The 15,016-nt window shown below is 61.1% G+C and carries 13 protein-coding genes; 10 read left to right on the top strand and 3 right to left on the bottom strand.

From position 1 onward, the window contains the following. Window positions 1-4 precede the first annotated feature (4 nt). The 6 genes from FJ936_RS15045 (at window position 5) to FJ936_RS15010 (ending at window position 8,049) form a co-directional block, all read left to right on the top strand. Window positions 5-985 (top strand): ABC transporter substrate-binding protein, encoded by a 981-nt coding sequence (locus FJ936_RS15045; RefSeq protein ID WP_140793486.1) that lies wholly within the window; start codon window positions 5-7, stop codon window positions 983-985. A 60-nt stretch (window positions 986-1,045) separates the two neighbouring features. Continuing rightward, complete coding sequence (locus FJ936_RS15040; RefSeq protein WP_141906724.1) at window positions 1,046-2,593, top strand: sugar ABC transporter ATP-binding protein; 1,548 nt, start codon at window positions 1,046-1,048, stop codon at window positions 2,591-2,593. Window positions 2,594-2,646: 53 nt separating this feature from the next. After that, window positions 2,647-3,594, top strand: coding sequence for an ABC transporter permease (locus FJ936_RS15035; protein ID WP_246680477.1), 948 nt, complete (start codon window positions 2,647-2,649; stop codon window positions 3,592-3,594). Between the two features lie 3 nt (window positions 3,595-3,597). Further along, window positions 3,598-4,584, top strand: a complete 987-nt coding sequence (locus FJ936_RS15030) for an ABC transporter permease (protein WP_141906723.1) — start codon at window positions 3,598-3,600, stop codon at window positions 4,582-4,584. 912 nt (window positions 4,585-5,496) lie between these two features. Next, the gene (locus FJ936_RS15020) at window positions 5,497-6,969 is read left to right on the top strand and encodes a protein adenylyltransferase SelO (RefSeq protein WP_141906737.1); all 1,473 of its coding nucleotides are present in this window, start codon (window positions 5,497-5,499) and stop codon (window positions 6,967-6,969) included. A gap of 702 nt (window positions 6,970-7,671) precedes the next feature. Continuing rightward, window positions 7,672-8,049, top strand: a complete 378-nt coding sequence (locus tag FJ936_RS15010; RefSeq protein ID WP_141906722.1) for a hypothetical protein — start codon at window positions 7,672-7,674, stop codon at window positions 8,047-8,049. A 356-nt stretch (window positions 8,050-8,405) separates the two neighbouring features. On the opposite strand, the gene FJ936_RS30895 is transcribed toward FJ936_RS15010, so the two are convergent. Continuing rightward, window positions 8,406-8,750, bottom strand: coding sequence for a hypothetical protein (locus FJ936_RS30895; protein ID WP_246680470.1), 345 nt, complete (start codon window positions 8,748-8,750; stop codon window positions 8,406-8,408). 347 nt (window positions 8,751-9,097) lie between these two features. On the opposite strand from FJ936_RS30895, the gene FJ936_RS30890 reads away from it, so the two are divergent. Continuing rightward, window positions 9,098-9,328 carry a transcriptional regulator gene (locus FJ936_RS30890; protein WP_246680469.1) on the top strand — a complete coding sequence of 77 codons (231 nt, stop codon included), beginning with the start codon at window positions 9,098-9,100 and terminating at the stop codon, window positions 9,326-9,328. Here FJ936_RS30890 and FJ936_RS14995 read toward each other — a convergent pair. Next, window positions 9,325-9,522: an AlpA family phage regulatory protein gene (locus FJ936_RS14995; protein WP_140794070.1), complete on the bottom strand. Its 198-nt coding sequence runs from the start codon at window positions 9,520-9,522 to the stop codon at window positions 9,325-9,327. The genes FJ936_RS30890 and FJ936_RS14995 overlap by 4 nt on opposite strands. A gap of 127 nt (window positions 9,523-9,649) precedes the next feature. Further along, the gene (gene traA, locus FJ936_RS14990; RefSeq protein WP_141906721.1) at window positions 9,650-12,703 is read right to left on the bottom strand and encodes a Ti-type conjugative transfer relaxase TraA; all 3,054 of its coding nucleotides are present in this window, start codon (window positions 12,701-12,703) and stop codon (window positions 9,650-9,652) included. A gap of 172 nt (window positions 12,704-12,875) precedes the next feature. Between traA and FJ936_RS14985 the strand changes: the two genes are divergently transcribed. The 3 genes from FJ936_RS14985 to FJ936_RS14975 all read left to right on the top strand — a co-directional run bounded on the left by FJ936_RS14985 (window position 12,876) and on the right by FJ936_RS14975 (window position 14,943). Beyond that, window positions 12,876-13,202 carry a conjugal transfer protein TraD gene (locus FJ936_RS14985; RefSeq protein WP_181763139.1) on the top strand — a complete coding sequence of 109 codons (327 nt, stop codon included), beginning with the start codon at window positions 12,876-12,878 and terminating at the stop codon, window positions 13,200-13,202. Between the two features lies 1 nt (window position 13,203). Further along, a complete protein-coding gene (locus FJ936_RS14980; RefSeq protein WP_141906719.1) occupies window positions 13,204-13,428 on the top strand; it encodes a conjugal transfer protein TraD in 225 nt (74 codons plus the stop codon). Window positions 13,429-13,698: 270 nt separating this feature from the next. Further along, entirely contained in the window at window positions 13,699-14,943 is a 1,245-nt protein-coding gene (locus FJ936_RS14975; RefSeq protein WP_141906718.1) for a hypothetical protein, read from the top strand. Window positions 14,944-15,016: the final 73 nt, after the last annotated feature.

Raw genomic sequence — 15,016 nt, 5'->3', positions numbered from 1 at the left:
GAGCATGATCATTACCCGTCGAAAACTACTCGTTGGCTCCGCCGCCGGCGCTGTCGCGCTTACGCTCGGCTCAGGGGCCTTTGCGGCGCTGCCGCCGCTGGCCAAAAAGGACAAGTACAAGGTCGGCTTCGCCCAGACGGAAAGCAACAATCCGTGGCGCCTTGCCGAGACCAAGAGCATGCAGGACGAAGCCGCCAAGCTAGGCCATCAACTGGTTTATACGGATGCCGCAGGGTCGTCGGCCAAGCAGGCATCCGACGTGAACTCGATGATCGCGCAGGGCGTCGACGCCATCTTCCTGCCGCCGCGTGAGGACAAGCCCCTGGTGCCGGTCATCCTGGCGGCGCGCGATGCCGGCATACCGGTGTTCCTGGTCGACCGCGACGTCGACCACACGATGGCAAAACCGGGCGAGGACTACGTCTGCTTCATCGGTTCGGATTTCATCGAGGAAGCGAACCGCGTCGGCGAATGGCTGGTCAAGAACGCCAATGGCAAGTCGAAGATCATCGAGCTGGAAGGCACGACGGGCGCCTCGGCGGCCACCGACCGCAAGAAAGGCTTCGACGACTTTATGGCCAAGCACTCGGAGTTCACCATCCTGGCGTCCCAATCCGGCGACTTCGCACGCGACAAGGGCCGGCAGGTCGCCGAAACGCTGCTTCAGGCGCATCCCGATGCGGATATCATCTACGCGCATAATGACGAGATGGCGCTGGGTGCGATCGCCGCTTTGGAGGCCGCCGGCAAGACCCCCGGGAAGGATGTGCTGATCTTGTCGATCGATGGCGAGAAGGAAGGCGTCCAGGCGATCATCGACGGCAAGATCGGCGCCATCTGCGCCTGCAGCCCGCTGTTCGGGCCCAAGGCTTTCGCCACGATGGCCGACTATGCCGCCGGTAAGAAGATCCCGCCCTTCATCAAGAACGAGGATGCCTTCTTCGACGCGACGAATGCGAAGAAAGACTTCGCTATTGCATTCTGATATCCACTCTCCTGCCATCTTCCCTACCCGCTCCGGCGGGTAGGTTTTCGGAGTTCGCCGATGACCGCTCAGCCGGACCCAGCCGCGCTGCTCCTGGACATGCGTGACATCCAGAAGCGTTTTGCCGGCATCCCTGCCCTCGCAGACGCGTCGCTACAGGTTCGGCCGGGCGAGGTCCACGCCCTCATCGGCCAGAACGGCGCGGGGAAGTCGACGCTTATCAAGGTGCTCACCGGCTATTACCGCCGGGATGCGGGCCAGGTGCTGTTCGAGCAGAAGCCGTTCGAGGTCGGCTCTCCGCATCAGGCGCAGGTCAGCGGCATCAGCACCATCTACCAGGAGATCAATCTCGTCCCGCTTCGCTCGGTGACCGAGAACATCTGCCTCGGACGCGAGAACCGCCGCCGCGGCCTGCTTGACTGGAGGGCGATGCATGCGGAAGCCGAGCGCCTGCTCAGCCGGTTTTCGATCCGCATCGACGTGCGCCACCCACTCAGCGACTTCAACACCGCCACGCAGCAGATGGTAGCGATCGCCCGCGCCATCGGATTTTCCGCCCGCCTCGTGATCATGGATGAGCCGACGTCGTCGCTCGATGAGCGTGAAGTCTCGGTTCTGTTCAGCGTCATCCGGCAGCTCAAGGTCGAGGGCGTTTCGGTTCTATTCGTCAGCCACAAGCTCGACGAGCTCTACGAGGTCTGCGACCGGGTCACGATCATGCGCGATGGCCGCACGGTGCGCAGCGCCGCGATGAGCGACATCGGCAGGCTGGAACTGGTCGCGGCCATGCTCGGCCGCGATGTCGCGGCGGTCGAGGGCCATGCGACCGCATTCGGCGAGCGCGATCGATCCAGGATCGGCGACGTGCTGTTTACCGCGCAAGGGCTGGCGGCTGGCCAGTCGGTTCGTGATGTGACTTTCGACGTGCGCCGAGGCGAGATCGCCGGCTTTGCCGGCTTGCTCGGTGCTGGCCGCACCGAAACAGCCCGGCTTGTCTTCGGCGCCGACCGCCTGAAGGCCGGGGAGATGACGATGGAACGGGCACCCTACCGCCCCGCGCGAGCCGCCGACGCCATCTCGGCCGGATTGGGCTTCTGCACAGAGGACCGCAAGGCCGAGGGCATCGTGCCGGAGATGACGGTGGCGGAGAACATAACGCTGGCACTGCTGCCAAAGATCAGTCGCAACGGCATCCTCAACGAAGCCCGGCAGCGGGAGGTCGTCGAGCATTTCATTCGCGAACTCGGCATCAAATGCTCTGGTCCCAACCAGAAGGTCCGGGAACTCTCCGGCGGCAACCAGCAAAAGGTGCTGCTCGCCCGCTGGCTGGCGATGAACCCGAAGCTGCTCATTCTCGACGAGCCGACACGCGGCATCGATGTCGGAGCGAAGGGCGAGATCCAGCGCCTCATCCGCACACTTGCCGATGACGGGCTCGGCGTGCTGATGATCTCCTCGGAACTTGAGGAAGTGTTGGAAGGGGCCGACCGGATATTCGTCCTGCGCGAGGGGGAGAGCGTGGCCGAACTGGAAGGCCAGGTAACGAACGAGGAGGACGTGCTCGCGGCGATGGCGCATGGGAGTTCGGCGGAGGGGACGGCAGCGTGAGCGATCTGACCAGGCCATCCGCAGCCCACGACGCCGGAACCCGCGGCTTCAGTCTGTTCGGCTTCCTGGCGCGCTACGGCACGGTGATCGCGCTGGTGCTGCTCATCGCCTTCAATCTTGCCTATACGCGCAATTTCGCGACGCTGCAGACGCTCAACGTCAACCTGACCCAGGTCTGCACGATAGTTATCGTCGCGGTCGGGATGACGCTGGTAATCGCCACAGGCGGCATCGACCTTTCGGTTGGGTCGCTGATGGCGATTTCCGGCGCATTGGCACCGATGATCTTCCTGGGGACGATTTTCCCGGTCGGGAACATCTATCTGGCGGTGGCCGTCGCGATGATCACCTCGATCCTCGTTGCCGGCCTGTTCGGACTGTTCAATGGCTGGCTGGTCTCCCGCTTCCGCATCCAGCCTATCGTCGCAACGCTGGTGCTGTTCATCGCCGGGCGCGGGATCGCCCAGGTGATGACAAACGGCAATCTGCAGACCTTCCGCGTGCCGCAATTCCAATGGATCGGGCTTGCCCGTCCGCTCGGCATCCCTGCGCAGGTCATCATAATGGCCGTGCTGGTCGCCGCGGCGGCGTGGGCGCTTGACCGCACGGTGTTTGGACGAAGCATCTTGGCGATCGGCGGCAATGAAAAGGCCTCGGAACTCGCGGGCATCGCGGTATCGAAGATCAAGCTCGCGGTCTATGCGATCAGCGGCCTGTGCGCAGGGCTGGCCGGCCTGGTGGTCATCGCAATCAACTCCTCCAGCGACGCAAATCTGGTCGGGCTCGGCATGGAACTCGACGCCATCGCGGCCGTCGCGGTTGGCGGCACTCTGCTCAGCGGCGGCAAGGCAACGATCATCGGCACGCTGCTCGGCGCGCTGACCATCCAGCTGGTGCGCTACACGCTGCTCGCCAATGGCGTGCCCGACGCCGCTGCACTCGTGGTCAAGGCAGGCATCATCGCGTTCGCCGTCTGGCTGCAGCAGCAACACAGGGTGTAATCCATGAACAGCGCCCGACTGGTCCGCATCATTGGCACCTACGGTGTCGTCATCGCGTTTGCAGCGCTCGTCCTCTTCGGATTCCTGCGCTACGACCGTTTCTTGGGCTTCTTCAATGTGGTGAGCGTGCTGCGCTACAATTCGATGTTCGCGCTCGTCGCGCTCGGCATGTGCTTTGTCATCATGACGGGCGGCATTGACCTGTCCGTGGGTTCGGTTGCTGCGCTGGGCAGCGTCGCTTCGGCCCTGGCTAGCCCGCACGGCATAGCGGCCGGCCTTGCGGCGGGTGTGGGCGCCGGGCTGGCGGCCGGTCTGATTAACGCGCTTTTGGTTACGCGCGGGAACCTGATGCCGTTCATCGCCACGCTTGCCACCATGCTGGCCGCAAGCGGCTCGGCGCTGCTTCTTGCCGGGAACCAGACGGTGTCGGTTTCCTACGATTCTGGTTTCACCGCCATCGGCCAAGGGAATTTCTGGATTTTCCCGGTTCCGGCGATCATCGCCCTGGTCGCGTACGTGCTCGGATCGGTCGTCCTGAACTACACCAGCACGGGACGGACGGTGCTGGCAATCGGCGGCGGCGAAGATGCGTCGCGGCTGATGGGCCTGCGCACAGATCGCGTCAAGTTTCTCGTGTATGTCGCAAGCGGGTGCCTGGCCGGGCTCGCCGGCGTCGTTCTCGCTTCGCAATTCGGGGCCGGCCAGCCGATCGAGGGCGTCGGCTGGGAGTTGTTTGCGATCGCTGCCGTGGTTGTGGGCGGCACGCTGCTTACCGGCGGGTCCGGATCGGTCTTGACCACGCTCGCCGGCGTGCTCCTGCTCGGCATCCTTTTCAACATCCTGAACTTTGAAAACGGGATGGGTTGGATCTCCCTCTCGGCCTACTGGCAGTCCGTCATTCGGGGGCTCTTCCTGCTGGTCGTAGTGCTGCTTCAGGCGCGGCTTACCGGAAGGCGCGGCACGCGGCCCGGAACGAGAAGTGACGTATGAGCGCCGCACGGTCCAATCGCCAATTGCCATTTGTGGCATCTGACCGTTGCCGAAGAAGTCTCGCGGGCGCGAGTCAGCGGCCGCCCGCCCAAAGCCTGTTTTAGAGAGAGCAGACTCCACAACCATCCCATGCTGTCTCGGTGGGGGATTATGGTCTCCGGCGAGCAATCGCGCCAGCCCGGTACCTTGAGGATTGTACCGAAATGAGCTCGTGGTTGTCGGGGCTTGTGCTTTGTCAGGGCTCGCAACCGGGGCGCCCCCTCCGGCTGCCGCGCACACATTGAATCTGGTGGTGGTGCGGCGGTGACCACGTGTGTTTTCACCTACATTCAGCACGCCTGTCGAAGCCCGTTCTCCGGTTGCTCCGCTGCAGTCTTCAGCTTCCGGGGATCGCCGAACATTGGTGCCCCCAGATGTCGGCTCCGACTAACGCTTAGATGTGCACTTAAATGCAGCCTCCGCCATAGCAGGAGCCTCCTGGATGCTTGCCGCGCCTCCGAAATCCGCGTTCTTGGTTCTGCCGGCTCCCGGGCCCGCACCCAGATCAGCGCCTGTGGTCGGATCGGAAGCCGGATCGGAAAGAGTACGGTCGGCCATCTTGGCCACACCTTCATGTCTTTGGCGCCCAGCGGGACGGTTGCCAAGCCGTCCCCGCCGTCGACGGGCATCACCTGTTCGAGATCATCGATCCGATCCCATTCTTCGCCGAATTCCATGGGCCGGTCGTATCGCCCTCACCTTGAGAGGTGTTTATTAAGGGCCGGATCTGATTCCAGGCTCTTATCCGGTGCGAGCCGATGGTTCCGGATGGCATCAGCGACGTTGCGTCCCTATATCAGCGGCGCCCCCTCACTTCAGAGCCAGCTCGTCATGACCTCGCCTGCCACCGCTGAACAATCCCGAGCCATCCAGATGCAGCTTCCCGCCCTGCGCAACAGCTATGCACAATTGCCCGAGCGCTTCTTCGTGCAAACAGGTCCGAAGCCGGTGTCCGAACCTCGGCTGATCCGCTTCAACCGACCCCTCGCCGAGGAACTAGGGCTCGACGCCGACCAGCTCACCAGCCCGGACGGAGTGGAGATGCTTGCGGGCAGCAGATTTCCGGAAGGCCTGCAGCCAGTCGCCTTGGCCTATGCGGGCCACCAGTTCGGAAATTTCGTGCCTCTGCTCGGCGACGGTCGCGCCCTCCTGCTTGGCGAAGTGGTGGACGTCAACGGCATCCGCCGCGACATCCAGCTGAAGGGATCGGGGCCGACGCGGTTCTCGCGCAACGGTGACGGCCGCGCCGCACTGGGTCCTGTCCTACGTGAGTATGTGGTCAGCGAAGCGATGGCGGCGCTGGGCATTCCGACGACGCGAAGCCTGGCGGCGGTGCTCACCGGCGAACCCGTCCATCGCGAGGTCCGGCTGCCCGGCGCCGTGCTGACACGAGTGGCGGCAAGCCATATCCGGATCGGCACCTTCCAATATTTCGCCGCGCGCCACGATACCGAGGGGCTCAAGATCCTCGCCGACTATGCCATTGAGCGGCACTTCCCGCACTTGTTAGGGCAAGCACGGCGGTACCGCGCTTTGCTGGACGCCGTGGTCACAGCACAAGCGGATCTGGTGGCGCGCTGGATGCTGGTCGGCTTCATACACGGCGTCATGAACACCGACAACATGGCGATCTCGGGCGAGACCATCGACTATGGCCCATGCGCCTTCATGGACGCCTATGACCCCGGCTCGGTGTTCAGTTCGATCGACCGCGTCGGCCGCTATGCCTATGCCAACCAGCCTCGCATCGCCACATGGAACCTTGCGCGCCTTGCCGAGACGCTGCTGCCGCTCATGAGCACGGATGAGAATGAAGCCGTCGCAGAAGCCGAAGAGGTGCTGAGGTCGTTCCAGCCTTCCTATGACGCCGTGTTGCAGCGCGGGTTCCGCAGAAAACTCGGATTGCTGACCGAGGCGGAGGCGGACCTGCAGCTCGCGGCTGATTTCCTCGATGTGCTGGCTCGCGGCGAAGCCGACTTCGCCCTCGGCTTTCGACGCCTAGGCGACGATCTCGACGCCTCGGAAGGTCAGGGCACGGCGCGGCAGCTGTTTAGGGATCCAGCCGTATTCGACGCCTGGTCGGTGCGGTGGCGCGAGCGGATCGCCTGTGAAACAGCCGATACAGCCACGCGCCGGGCGACCATGCATGCCGTCAATCCCAAATTCATCCCTCGCAACCATCGCATTGAGGCGATGATACAGGCGGCGCTGGGCGGCGACTTCACACCCTTCGATGAGATTCTGAGGGTCGTGAGCCATCCCTTCGATGAGCAGCCGGAAATGAAAGGCTATGCTGACCCGCCACGCCCGGATGAACGCGTCCTACAGACATTCTGCGGTACGTGAGACATTCATGATGGCCGTCTAACATGTGCAAATGCGCAAGCGCTTTTCGCACGCTATCGTGGTGGCTACTCTCGGAAGGGTGCGATCTATGACAATTATGGAATTAGCATTCGAATCGCTGGCACGGAAGCTTGTCGACCACACCGGAATATCCAACGAAGATGCTCGTGACCTTGTCGCAGCCATGGGCGCTGACTGGTCATCGCTCGTGCGAGCAGCGAGGGTGATGAAAGATTAGGTCTTTCGGTTTTTCGGCGATTAGCCGCTCGATTGGCCCAAATACAGCAACGGAGCCTATGCGCCACAAGAGGCAAAAGCGAAGGCATCAAAGCTCGGATTGTGGGTAGGATCGTTTCAGACACCTTGGGACTGGCGAGCGCAACATAGCGAAAATGCGCAAACGCTATCAGTACCGCTCGTTGCGCTCGGCAATGGCAACGTCGGCTGCAACATCAAGGGCAACATCTCAGCGGAGGGCGAGCGCATTTATCACGTGCCGGGACAGAAATACTACAGCGTCACCATTATCAACCAGACCAAAGGCGAAAGGTGGTTCTGCACGGAAGGGGAAGCCGTTGCGGCTGGCTGGCGTCGGTCGAGGCGGTAAGGGGCCATGGTCACACCTAGTCAGAAGCAGACGCTAAACGGTATCACGACCTAATGGCAGAGGCGAAGGGTAGACTGCTTTGCATCGACATGGTGTTGGACGACAAGACACCCTTGCCTCCATCGGCCGCTGGCGAATTCTGCTACCTTCAATTGCGAATGCTTTGTGAATTGATCGCGTTGAGCAGCCTTCTCGCGCACGGTGACGTACCCGGGGCGCGTTCGAATACACTTCGAGGCGCTTGGACGGCGGACCAAATCATCGCTGCCATGGGCAGACTTCACGCGCATTTCTATCCCCGTCCGTTTACGAAGCGAGAAGAAGGCGGCGAAATCAATTTCGATGAGATGTTAGCGACCGAATATCTGACAAAAGACGAACTTCCTAGGTTGTATGCGCTGTGCGGCAACATCCTGCATCGGGGCAGCTTGGGTTCACTTTTCCGGGAAAGCCGCAAAACCAAATCGATCTGAAGTAGGCATGTGGCGGTTCAAAATTGGAAACTTGCTGTCAGTCCACCTTATTGAACTCTTTGACATGCACACTCAATACCTATGCGATATCAACGATTATGGACGTGGTGGGCGTATCGAAATGGCTGTCATGAATCTGAACCGGCCTCTTCGAACTCCCTCTTAGGTCAAAGGCCCAAATTTACCCTGGTGACGACCCCTGCCACGAACAGTGGTGATCTTTGAATTCATTGCGATTTGGCCGGGCCGGCGTCTGTTCGGGTATTTGCTGCTCGTTCACGTCGTATTTGCCCGGCTCCGCCGTGACTCACGTTCCATCAAGCTGGCGTTCGTTCTTACTGACCTTGTCATCCTTATCAACCGTTACGCAGGTTAGCGCCCTGGAGGTCGCAGACTGACTTGGCGCCCATCGCTTGATAGCGCCTACAGTCCTCGTGAACGGCGGATCTCTGAAGCCGTTCTAACGGCAGGCTCCCGGCTATTTCCTTGAGGTCATCAAGGACAGAAGCAATATGCGGCCACGGAAAGTCTGTTGGGTCGTTAATGTCGCGATCTGCGCCAGCGATGATTTCGAGCTTAGCGACAACGCCAAGAAGCGACCGCGCCTGTGTGTGGGGAAGTTTGTCCTGAAACGTCAAAGCCGCGGTTGTTGCCTCGACCTCCGCTTGGCAGGCGATCGAATAGCCGACCTTGATATCCATCGCTCCGACGCCGCAGCGTCGAGAACGCGCCTCTCTAGACGCTGTTGAAGTCGGCAGAGGACCTGCGAGACATGCTGTGCTCGCGACCAGCCTTGGAGGAGTCCAAGAGCCGGGTCCACATCATCGACACGATCTACTCCGCTTGCCGTTTGCTGTTGCCCTCGCCCGTGCGTGACGGAAGGCAAAGCCGTGCTATTGTCGGAATCAGCCATGATCCGAGCTCCTCAACAGCTTTGGCGTGGCCAGGCCGGATTGGTGTTGCATCACCCATCCGGCCGCCAAGTGAAACCGAGACTACACACAGTGCATTATCTAAGCAACCAGAATCACCATGAAATGGTGATTTTATGAATCCGGTGCAGTGCCGTATGGCTCGGGCTGCATTAGGATGGGGTGTTTTAGACCTCTCGCAACAAGCCAAAATATCAACCCAGACCATTGTTCGCTTCGAAAGAGGCGAGGCGTTGAAGCAAACGACAGTGGACCTGATAAGAAGCACGTTCGAAAGCGCAGGCATTGAATTTATTCCAGAGAATGGCGGCGGCCCTGGAGTTCGTCTGTCTCGCAATCAGAACTAACGCACTTCGCGCCACGCAACAGGATCGGCGATCCATCGATTGACATCCGATTCTCGCCAGCCCGCCCCGTTGATGCTTATCTTGATCTGAGACGGGAACGTGCCTTCGGCAATCTTACGATAGATGGTCGAGCGGGACAGGCCGGTCCGGGCAAGGACGGTTTTGAGGCGTATGATACGATCTGGCTCGGACATAGCGCGCCCGCACCTCGCTGGTTGTTGCTGATATCCGCGGGAACAGACAGGACCAACCCATGCTGGAGGCAATGAGAATTGTCGTCTCACCTGCCAGCGGCGTGGAAACGGCGGCTATTCGGACGAATCAGAATCCTATGCCTCGGCCCCGTCCGAGCTCAATGCCGTGATTGAAGGCGAGTTCCGCACCAAGGCGGCGGCCAGATTCGACCGGGATGCCAAGCGCCTTCTTATGATTGGCAAGGAGGGATTCAAGCTGCGGATCACGTTCGAGGCTCTTGGCCATGTCGGACATGGCCGAGCGCGTTGACTTGTAGCCGGACATGTCGCCAGCCTGGTATCGCTCCTGGCTCGTCTGGGCGAGCTTCTGCCAGCGTTCCACGAAACGGTCTGCCCGACGGCCCGGATCGATGTCCAGTCCCGTGCGGATTTCCGTTTCAAGCTGAAGAGCAATAACGATGCGATTGACCCGGCCTGCGCCCGCCTCTCGGACGAGCTCGGGATTTTTGACATAGGCCGCTTCGGCATCGCGCCAACCGTGCGGCCGAACTTTCTCGAAAGCGCTGCGGGCTTCCCTCAGTTCGCGCATCTGCTCGGGACTACCCTGCCCGTCCGCATTTGCGTTGTGCGACATCGCATCGATCGCACGCGCGTGACGCACAAGCGCTTTCGTGCGAGCCCTGCGCAACGCCGCTTCCGAGTCCACCGGCGCATCGGTGTCGTGCTGCGCTCCCCTCCTGGAAGTGCCTCTTTCAGGCGCGGGGCCAGCCTCCAAGGTTTTCGCACCAACATCTTCCCTTCCCGGCCTATGCCCAGGTTCCCGGCCGGGCTCTGCGTCCGCGGGCGAGCGCAACCCGTCGAGCAGGCCTTCGATCCTGTCGCGCAGCTTTTCCGGAACGATCCGGCGTACGATCTCGACCACGCGCGCGCGGAAGGTGATGCTGCGCCGCTCGGCATAGGACTGCGCAGGATCGATCTGTTCATAGTCGGATGCCATGTCCTTGGCGCGGTCGCGTGACAGCGTACGGACCAGCCGCTCGCGGGTCGCGAAGTCATCGCCGCCGTAGTGCAGGTCCATCCCGTGTCGATGCCGGGAGAGGGCTACGTAGCTACCGTGCGCATCCATGCCCGGCGTTGCCAGCACATGGGTGCGGTCAACAGTCATGCCCTGCGCCTTGTGGATGGTCGCGGCATAGCCGTGGTCGATGTGGGCATAGTCTTTCAGGTCGAAGCGCACCGACCTGCCGTCGTCGATGCGCACAGTCATGCTCTGCGTGTTGACCTCACCGACCACACCAAGCGTGCCGTTCTTGACGCCAAGCCCGCGCTCGTTACGCAGGAACATGACGCGGTCCCCGCTGGCGAAGGTTCTTGCACCGCGTTCCACATCCACGCGAACCTCGTCGCCGAGATCTCCGGCAGCGCGCATACGCTTGCGGGCTGCATTGTTGAGCGCACGCACCTCGTCGTTTGTGTGGGTGAGGATGATCCGGCTCGCCTCGGGCTCTACGTGCCTGTCGCGATCCCAGCGATCGACAAGATCGCTGCGCGCTACATCGCGCGACGCAGCCTGGTGCACCATGCCTTGTGCGTCATAGGCCCCGATCGCAGCGCCGATCCTGCCAGTTGCCAGATCGCGCGTGGCCTTTCGCTGCCACTCTTCGCGCTGCCGGCGCACCTGGCCGATTTCGACGCCGCCGTGACGCTCATGAAGGGACCGGAATGCAGCGCCCGCTTCGATCGCCTGCAACTGTTGGGGATCACCAACCAGCACGACCTTTGCGCCAACGTCCGCCGCATGGGAGAGCACGCGCTCCAACTGGCGCGTGCCGACCATGCCGGCCTCGTCGATCACCAGGACATCACGCGCGGTGAGCAGATCGCGGCCCTGTCCCCAGCCATGTTCCATGCTGGCGATGGTGTGCGACGGGATGCCTGATCCGCCTTCGAGATTCTCGGCCGCAATGCCGGAGAGTGCCACGCCTCGAACCTCATAGCCCGCTGCTGCCCATGCCTGGCGCGCAACGCCCAGCATGGCGCTCTTGCCGGTTCCGGCAAAGCCGACGACGACACCAAGACCGCGGCCATCCGTGATGTGCTCCAGCGCATCGACCTGCTCACCTGACAAGATAAGGCCGCGTTGCGCTGCGCGCGCCAGAGCTGCCTCGCGCTGTCCGTCACTCACCGCATGACGCTCCTCCCCAGCCATGCGTTCTGCCGCGCGATGCAGGCTCTGTTCCGTCTCGATCATCTGCCGCGTGGTGAAGCGATTGTCTCCACGTCCGTCCTTGCCGAGTTCGACCAGATCGGGCGCGTTGCTGATGACTGCCGTCACCGCGTTGAACTGCTCCATGCTGTCGCTGTGACGATGCGCAAACTTGGCAATGTCCTTTCGGGTAAAGGTCGATTGCTGATGCGTGATGGCGTCCAGCGCCACGGATGGATCCACAATAATCCGCGCGCCATTGTTGCGCGCGATCTCGCGATGCAGCTCGGCGCGATCTGCTTCAATGTCGGCACCGTCAAGGTCACCGCCCTCGATGCGTTGCGCCGGTGCACCAATCTGGGTTTGCGGCTCCAGGACAATGCCCTGCGCTTCCAGACTGCGATGATCGATGCGGGCGTCGATATCGAGTTCGGCAAGCCGCTCGTTGGCAAGCTCCGCCCATCGCTCGCGCCAGCGCTCGACCAAGTCGGTCTGATTCCAGTCTCGAACCTTTGGGCCAAAGCCGTTCTCGTCCACGGACCGCATGGTGAGCATGACATGGGCATGCGGCTTTGGACTGCCATCCTCTGCCCTGTCCCAATGCACATTGAGATCGGCGACCATGCCTCGGCTGACAAACTCGGCCTGCACGAAGTCGCGCGCCAGTTCGATGCCTTGCGCCTGGCTGAGTTCACGCGGAAGGGCAAACTCCACCTCGCGGGCAAGCTGGGCATCCTTGCGCACCTCGAACGCCTCGACATCGTTCCACAGCCGTTCGCGGTCGCTCCAGGCTCCTGGCGCGTTCTCCGGCAGCAGAACCTCGGAATGGACCACACCGCGCTTGGCCGAGAAGTCATGGCTGCGCTCGATCCGCTCGTCACGCAGCCGCGAGGCCGAGCGGTAGGCGGCCGACGCCACGGCGCTGCTCCCTGCCTTGCGGCCAATGACCTTGACGTGAAGATGATAGATCGCCATCGCGACCAGATCATTTGCACGGCAAAGCGCACGTCGGCACGACGTATAAGCGCGCCCTCCCTCGAAAAATTCTCGGGATGGACCAGCCTGTCCCGGGCTGTCTCGGCAACCCTGAAGCCTTCCGGCAGGCGCTCAACTATCATCGCTGCATCGACAATTCATGGAGACAATCATGCGCAAGCCACGGGACTTCGACGCGGAACTGAAGGCGCTTGAAGACAAAGCCAAGGAACTGAAAACGCGGAAGGTGCAGCAGCTTGGCGACCTCGTGATCGCCACTGGCGCCGATCAACTCAGCAACGACGAACTGGCCGGCGCGCTGGTGGCAATCGGAGAAACGAAAGACACCGCAAAGCGTGAGGCATGGGCCAAGCGTGGGGTGATATTTTTCGAAAGCCGGTCACGGCGAACTGCTCCAGCAGCTGGACGCAACCAACGCAGCGCTCCACCGCAACCGGGCAGCTCACGATCGTCGGCAAGCGGCTCGGGCTCGCAATGACATGCGCACGTGGCAGGTCGAGCGCCGCAAGCGCACCCGACATCTGATCGAACTCGGCGGTCTCGTCGTCAAGGCAGGCATCGTTGAGCTGACCAACGACGATCGCGCTGTCATCTACGGCGCGTTGTTATGGATCGTCGCCAAGCTGCAGAGCGATGAAGGCGAGCATGCGGGAGACCTATGGGCCGCGAAGGGTAGGCAGGCGTTCGATGCGGAAAAGGCGTGAAGACCAAAGGCGCCATCGAACATAGCGGCGTTTCGCGAGCGGCGGGCGCTCATTAACCGTCCAGTTGGTCACATCAAGAAGATACTGCAGGCGTGAAATGGGTACACTGCGACAGCTGGGCGGGCTTGCGTGAACTTGAGAAGGCTTGAGGTCGGTGCTGTCCGGTGTCATTTCAAAGATCGGTCCGAATCCAGCGCGCATCTAGCGGGAACTATTTTCTAACTTATGGATCGATACTCTCAAAACATCCGAGGAAAATCCTGGGCGGCAATGCAGTTGGAAAAGTTTGTTTTTGGCTTTCTAAAAAGCCTTCTCATTTCCGGAGGCGTCCTTTTATTTCTATGGGTGCTGGTTGGCAGTCTGATGTCTAGCACTGCATTCATGATCCTTGGTCCCTTTATCATGGGCCCGATGATGATTGGATTCTGGCTGATCATCGTGCCGATAACCTTATTCCTGACATTTGCCACCACCGACCGCTCGGGCACAGAGATACTAGGCGCCTTGGCCGTGTATCCCGTGCTGGTTGCGGTCTTCTTTGGCGTTCGCGCCATGGAAGAGAAACGTGTACAGAACGATATCGAAATCGCCCGCGCCGCTCTCGATCCGAAATATCTCCAGCGCAAGATCGATAATCCCATCGGCAACATCAAAACTCTGGCACTCTTCGGCAACGACATCTGTTCGGAAGATATTTGCGCGATCGCACTTGCTGACGGCTTGGCCGAGCGCGTTGCGATCCTTGGTCGACCGCCGAAAACAGCTGACAATCACAATGATGACGGCCCGCTTAAAAGCGAGACGTTGTGGGCCGTAAGATCGTATCGCATTGCGCAAGGCGAGCCTTGTCTTTCGCTCGACAGCAGACACCAAGTTTATCGGCTGCAGCGCGTCGGCTTGTTCGGCATCTGCATTGAACAAAGCAATCAGCAGTTCGCCTTGGAAGATGCCATCCTTATTCTGGATGACGACACCGGCTATGTGAACCGCCCGAACGGTCTCAAAGGTGGCGATGTCAGCGCCGCCTACGAAATCAAAGGAAGGGTCACACGTGAGATCGCCCGCTGGGAAGCGGGTGCGCTGAACTGGCACGGCCCAAGGGAGGGTGCGCGGTTCAAAACCATCGACTTCCTGCGTGCGCTGACTAGCTCAAGCCCTGACAGCGTTCAGGAAGCAGCCACGTTGACACTGCCGCAACGTATCGACGCAGCATATGCTGGAATTGGCAAAACTCGTATCGACCTAGGCGCCGTCGTGGAATATTTGCGCAGCGCACCCGAACAAAATCATCGCCAGGCCGAACTCGATGACAAAAGAGTGGGCCGTCTGCGAGACCTTGCGGAAAAAGGCTGCCCAATAAAGTCGAACAAAGTGGCGCCACTCTCCGCTGTGCCACCCCCGACGATCACCACTCGCGAGGCATCGAAGAATTCTGACTACGTGGAAGAATGCCTGAGATCCTATAAAAGGTTTGTCGATTGGTACTTCGACGCGGCAACGGCACTTAAATTCTAGCTCGATTTTCAACGTTGGCCTTCTTCAGCCGGATGCCGAGGCGTGAAGGCTACACCATCAGACTCTGCTCAAT

It is taken from the genome of Mesorhizobium sp. B2-4-13 (assembly GCF_006658535.1).
Lineage (GTDB): Bacteria > Pseudomonadota > Alphaproteobacteria > Rhizobiales > Rhizobiaceae > Mesorhizobium > Mesorhizobium australicum.
Note: the sequence above shows the minus strand (reverse complement) of the source record. Positions and strands in the feature narration are given on the sequence as shown.

Coding starts and splice junctions, on each gene's coding strand:
- FJ936_RS30890 (WP_246680469.1), top strand. CDS start 9,098: ATGAATCCGGTGCAGTGCCGTATGGCTCGGGCTGCATTAGGATGGGGT.
- FJ936_RS14985 (WP_181763139.1), top strand. CDS start 12,876: ATGCGCAAGCCACGGGACTTCGACGCGGAACTGAAGGCGCTTGAAGAC.
- FJ936_RS15045 (WP_140793486.1), top strand. CDS start 5: ATGATCATTACCCGTCGAAAACTACTCGTTGGCTCCGCCGCCGGCGCT.
- FJ936_RS15040 (WP_141906724.1), top strand. CDS start 1,046: ATGACCGCTCAGCCGGACCCAGCCGCGCTGCTCCTGGACATGCGTGAC.
- FJ936_RS14975 (WP_141906718.1), top strand. CDS start 13,699: ATGCAGTTGGAAAAGTTTGTTTTTGGCTTTCTAAAAAGCCTTCTCATT.
- traA (WP_141906721.1), bottom strand. CDS start 12,703: ATGGCGATCTATCATCTTCACGTCAAGGTCATTGGCCGCAAGGCAGGG.
- FJ936_RS30895 (WP_246680470.1), bottom strand. CDS start 8,750: ATGGATATCAAGGTCGGCTATTCGATCGCCTGCCAAGCGGAGGTCGAG.
- FJ936_RS14980 (WP_141906719.1), top strand. CDS start 13,204: ATGCGCACGTGGCAGGTCGAGCGCCGCAAGCGCACCCGACATCTGATC.
- FJ936_RS15030 (WP_141906723.1), top strand. CDS start 3,598: ATGAACAGCGCCCGACTGGTCCGCATCATTGGCACCTACGGTGTCGTC.
- FJ936_RS15020 (WP_141906737.1), top strand. CDS start 5,497: ATGCAGCTTCCCGCCCTGCGCAACAGCTATGCACAATTGCCCGAGCGC.
- FJ936_RS14995 (WP_140794070.1), bottom strand. CDS start 9,522: ATGTCCGAGCCAGATCGTATCATACGCCTCAAAACCGTCCTTGCCCGG.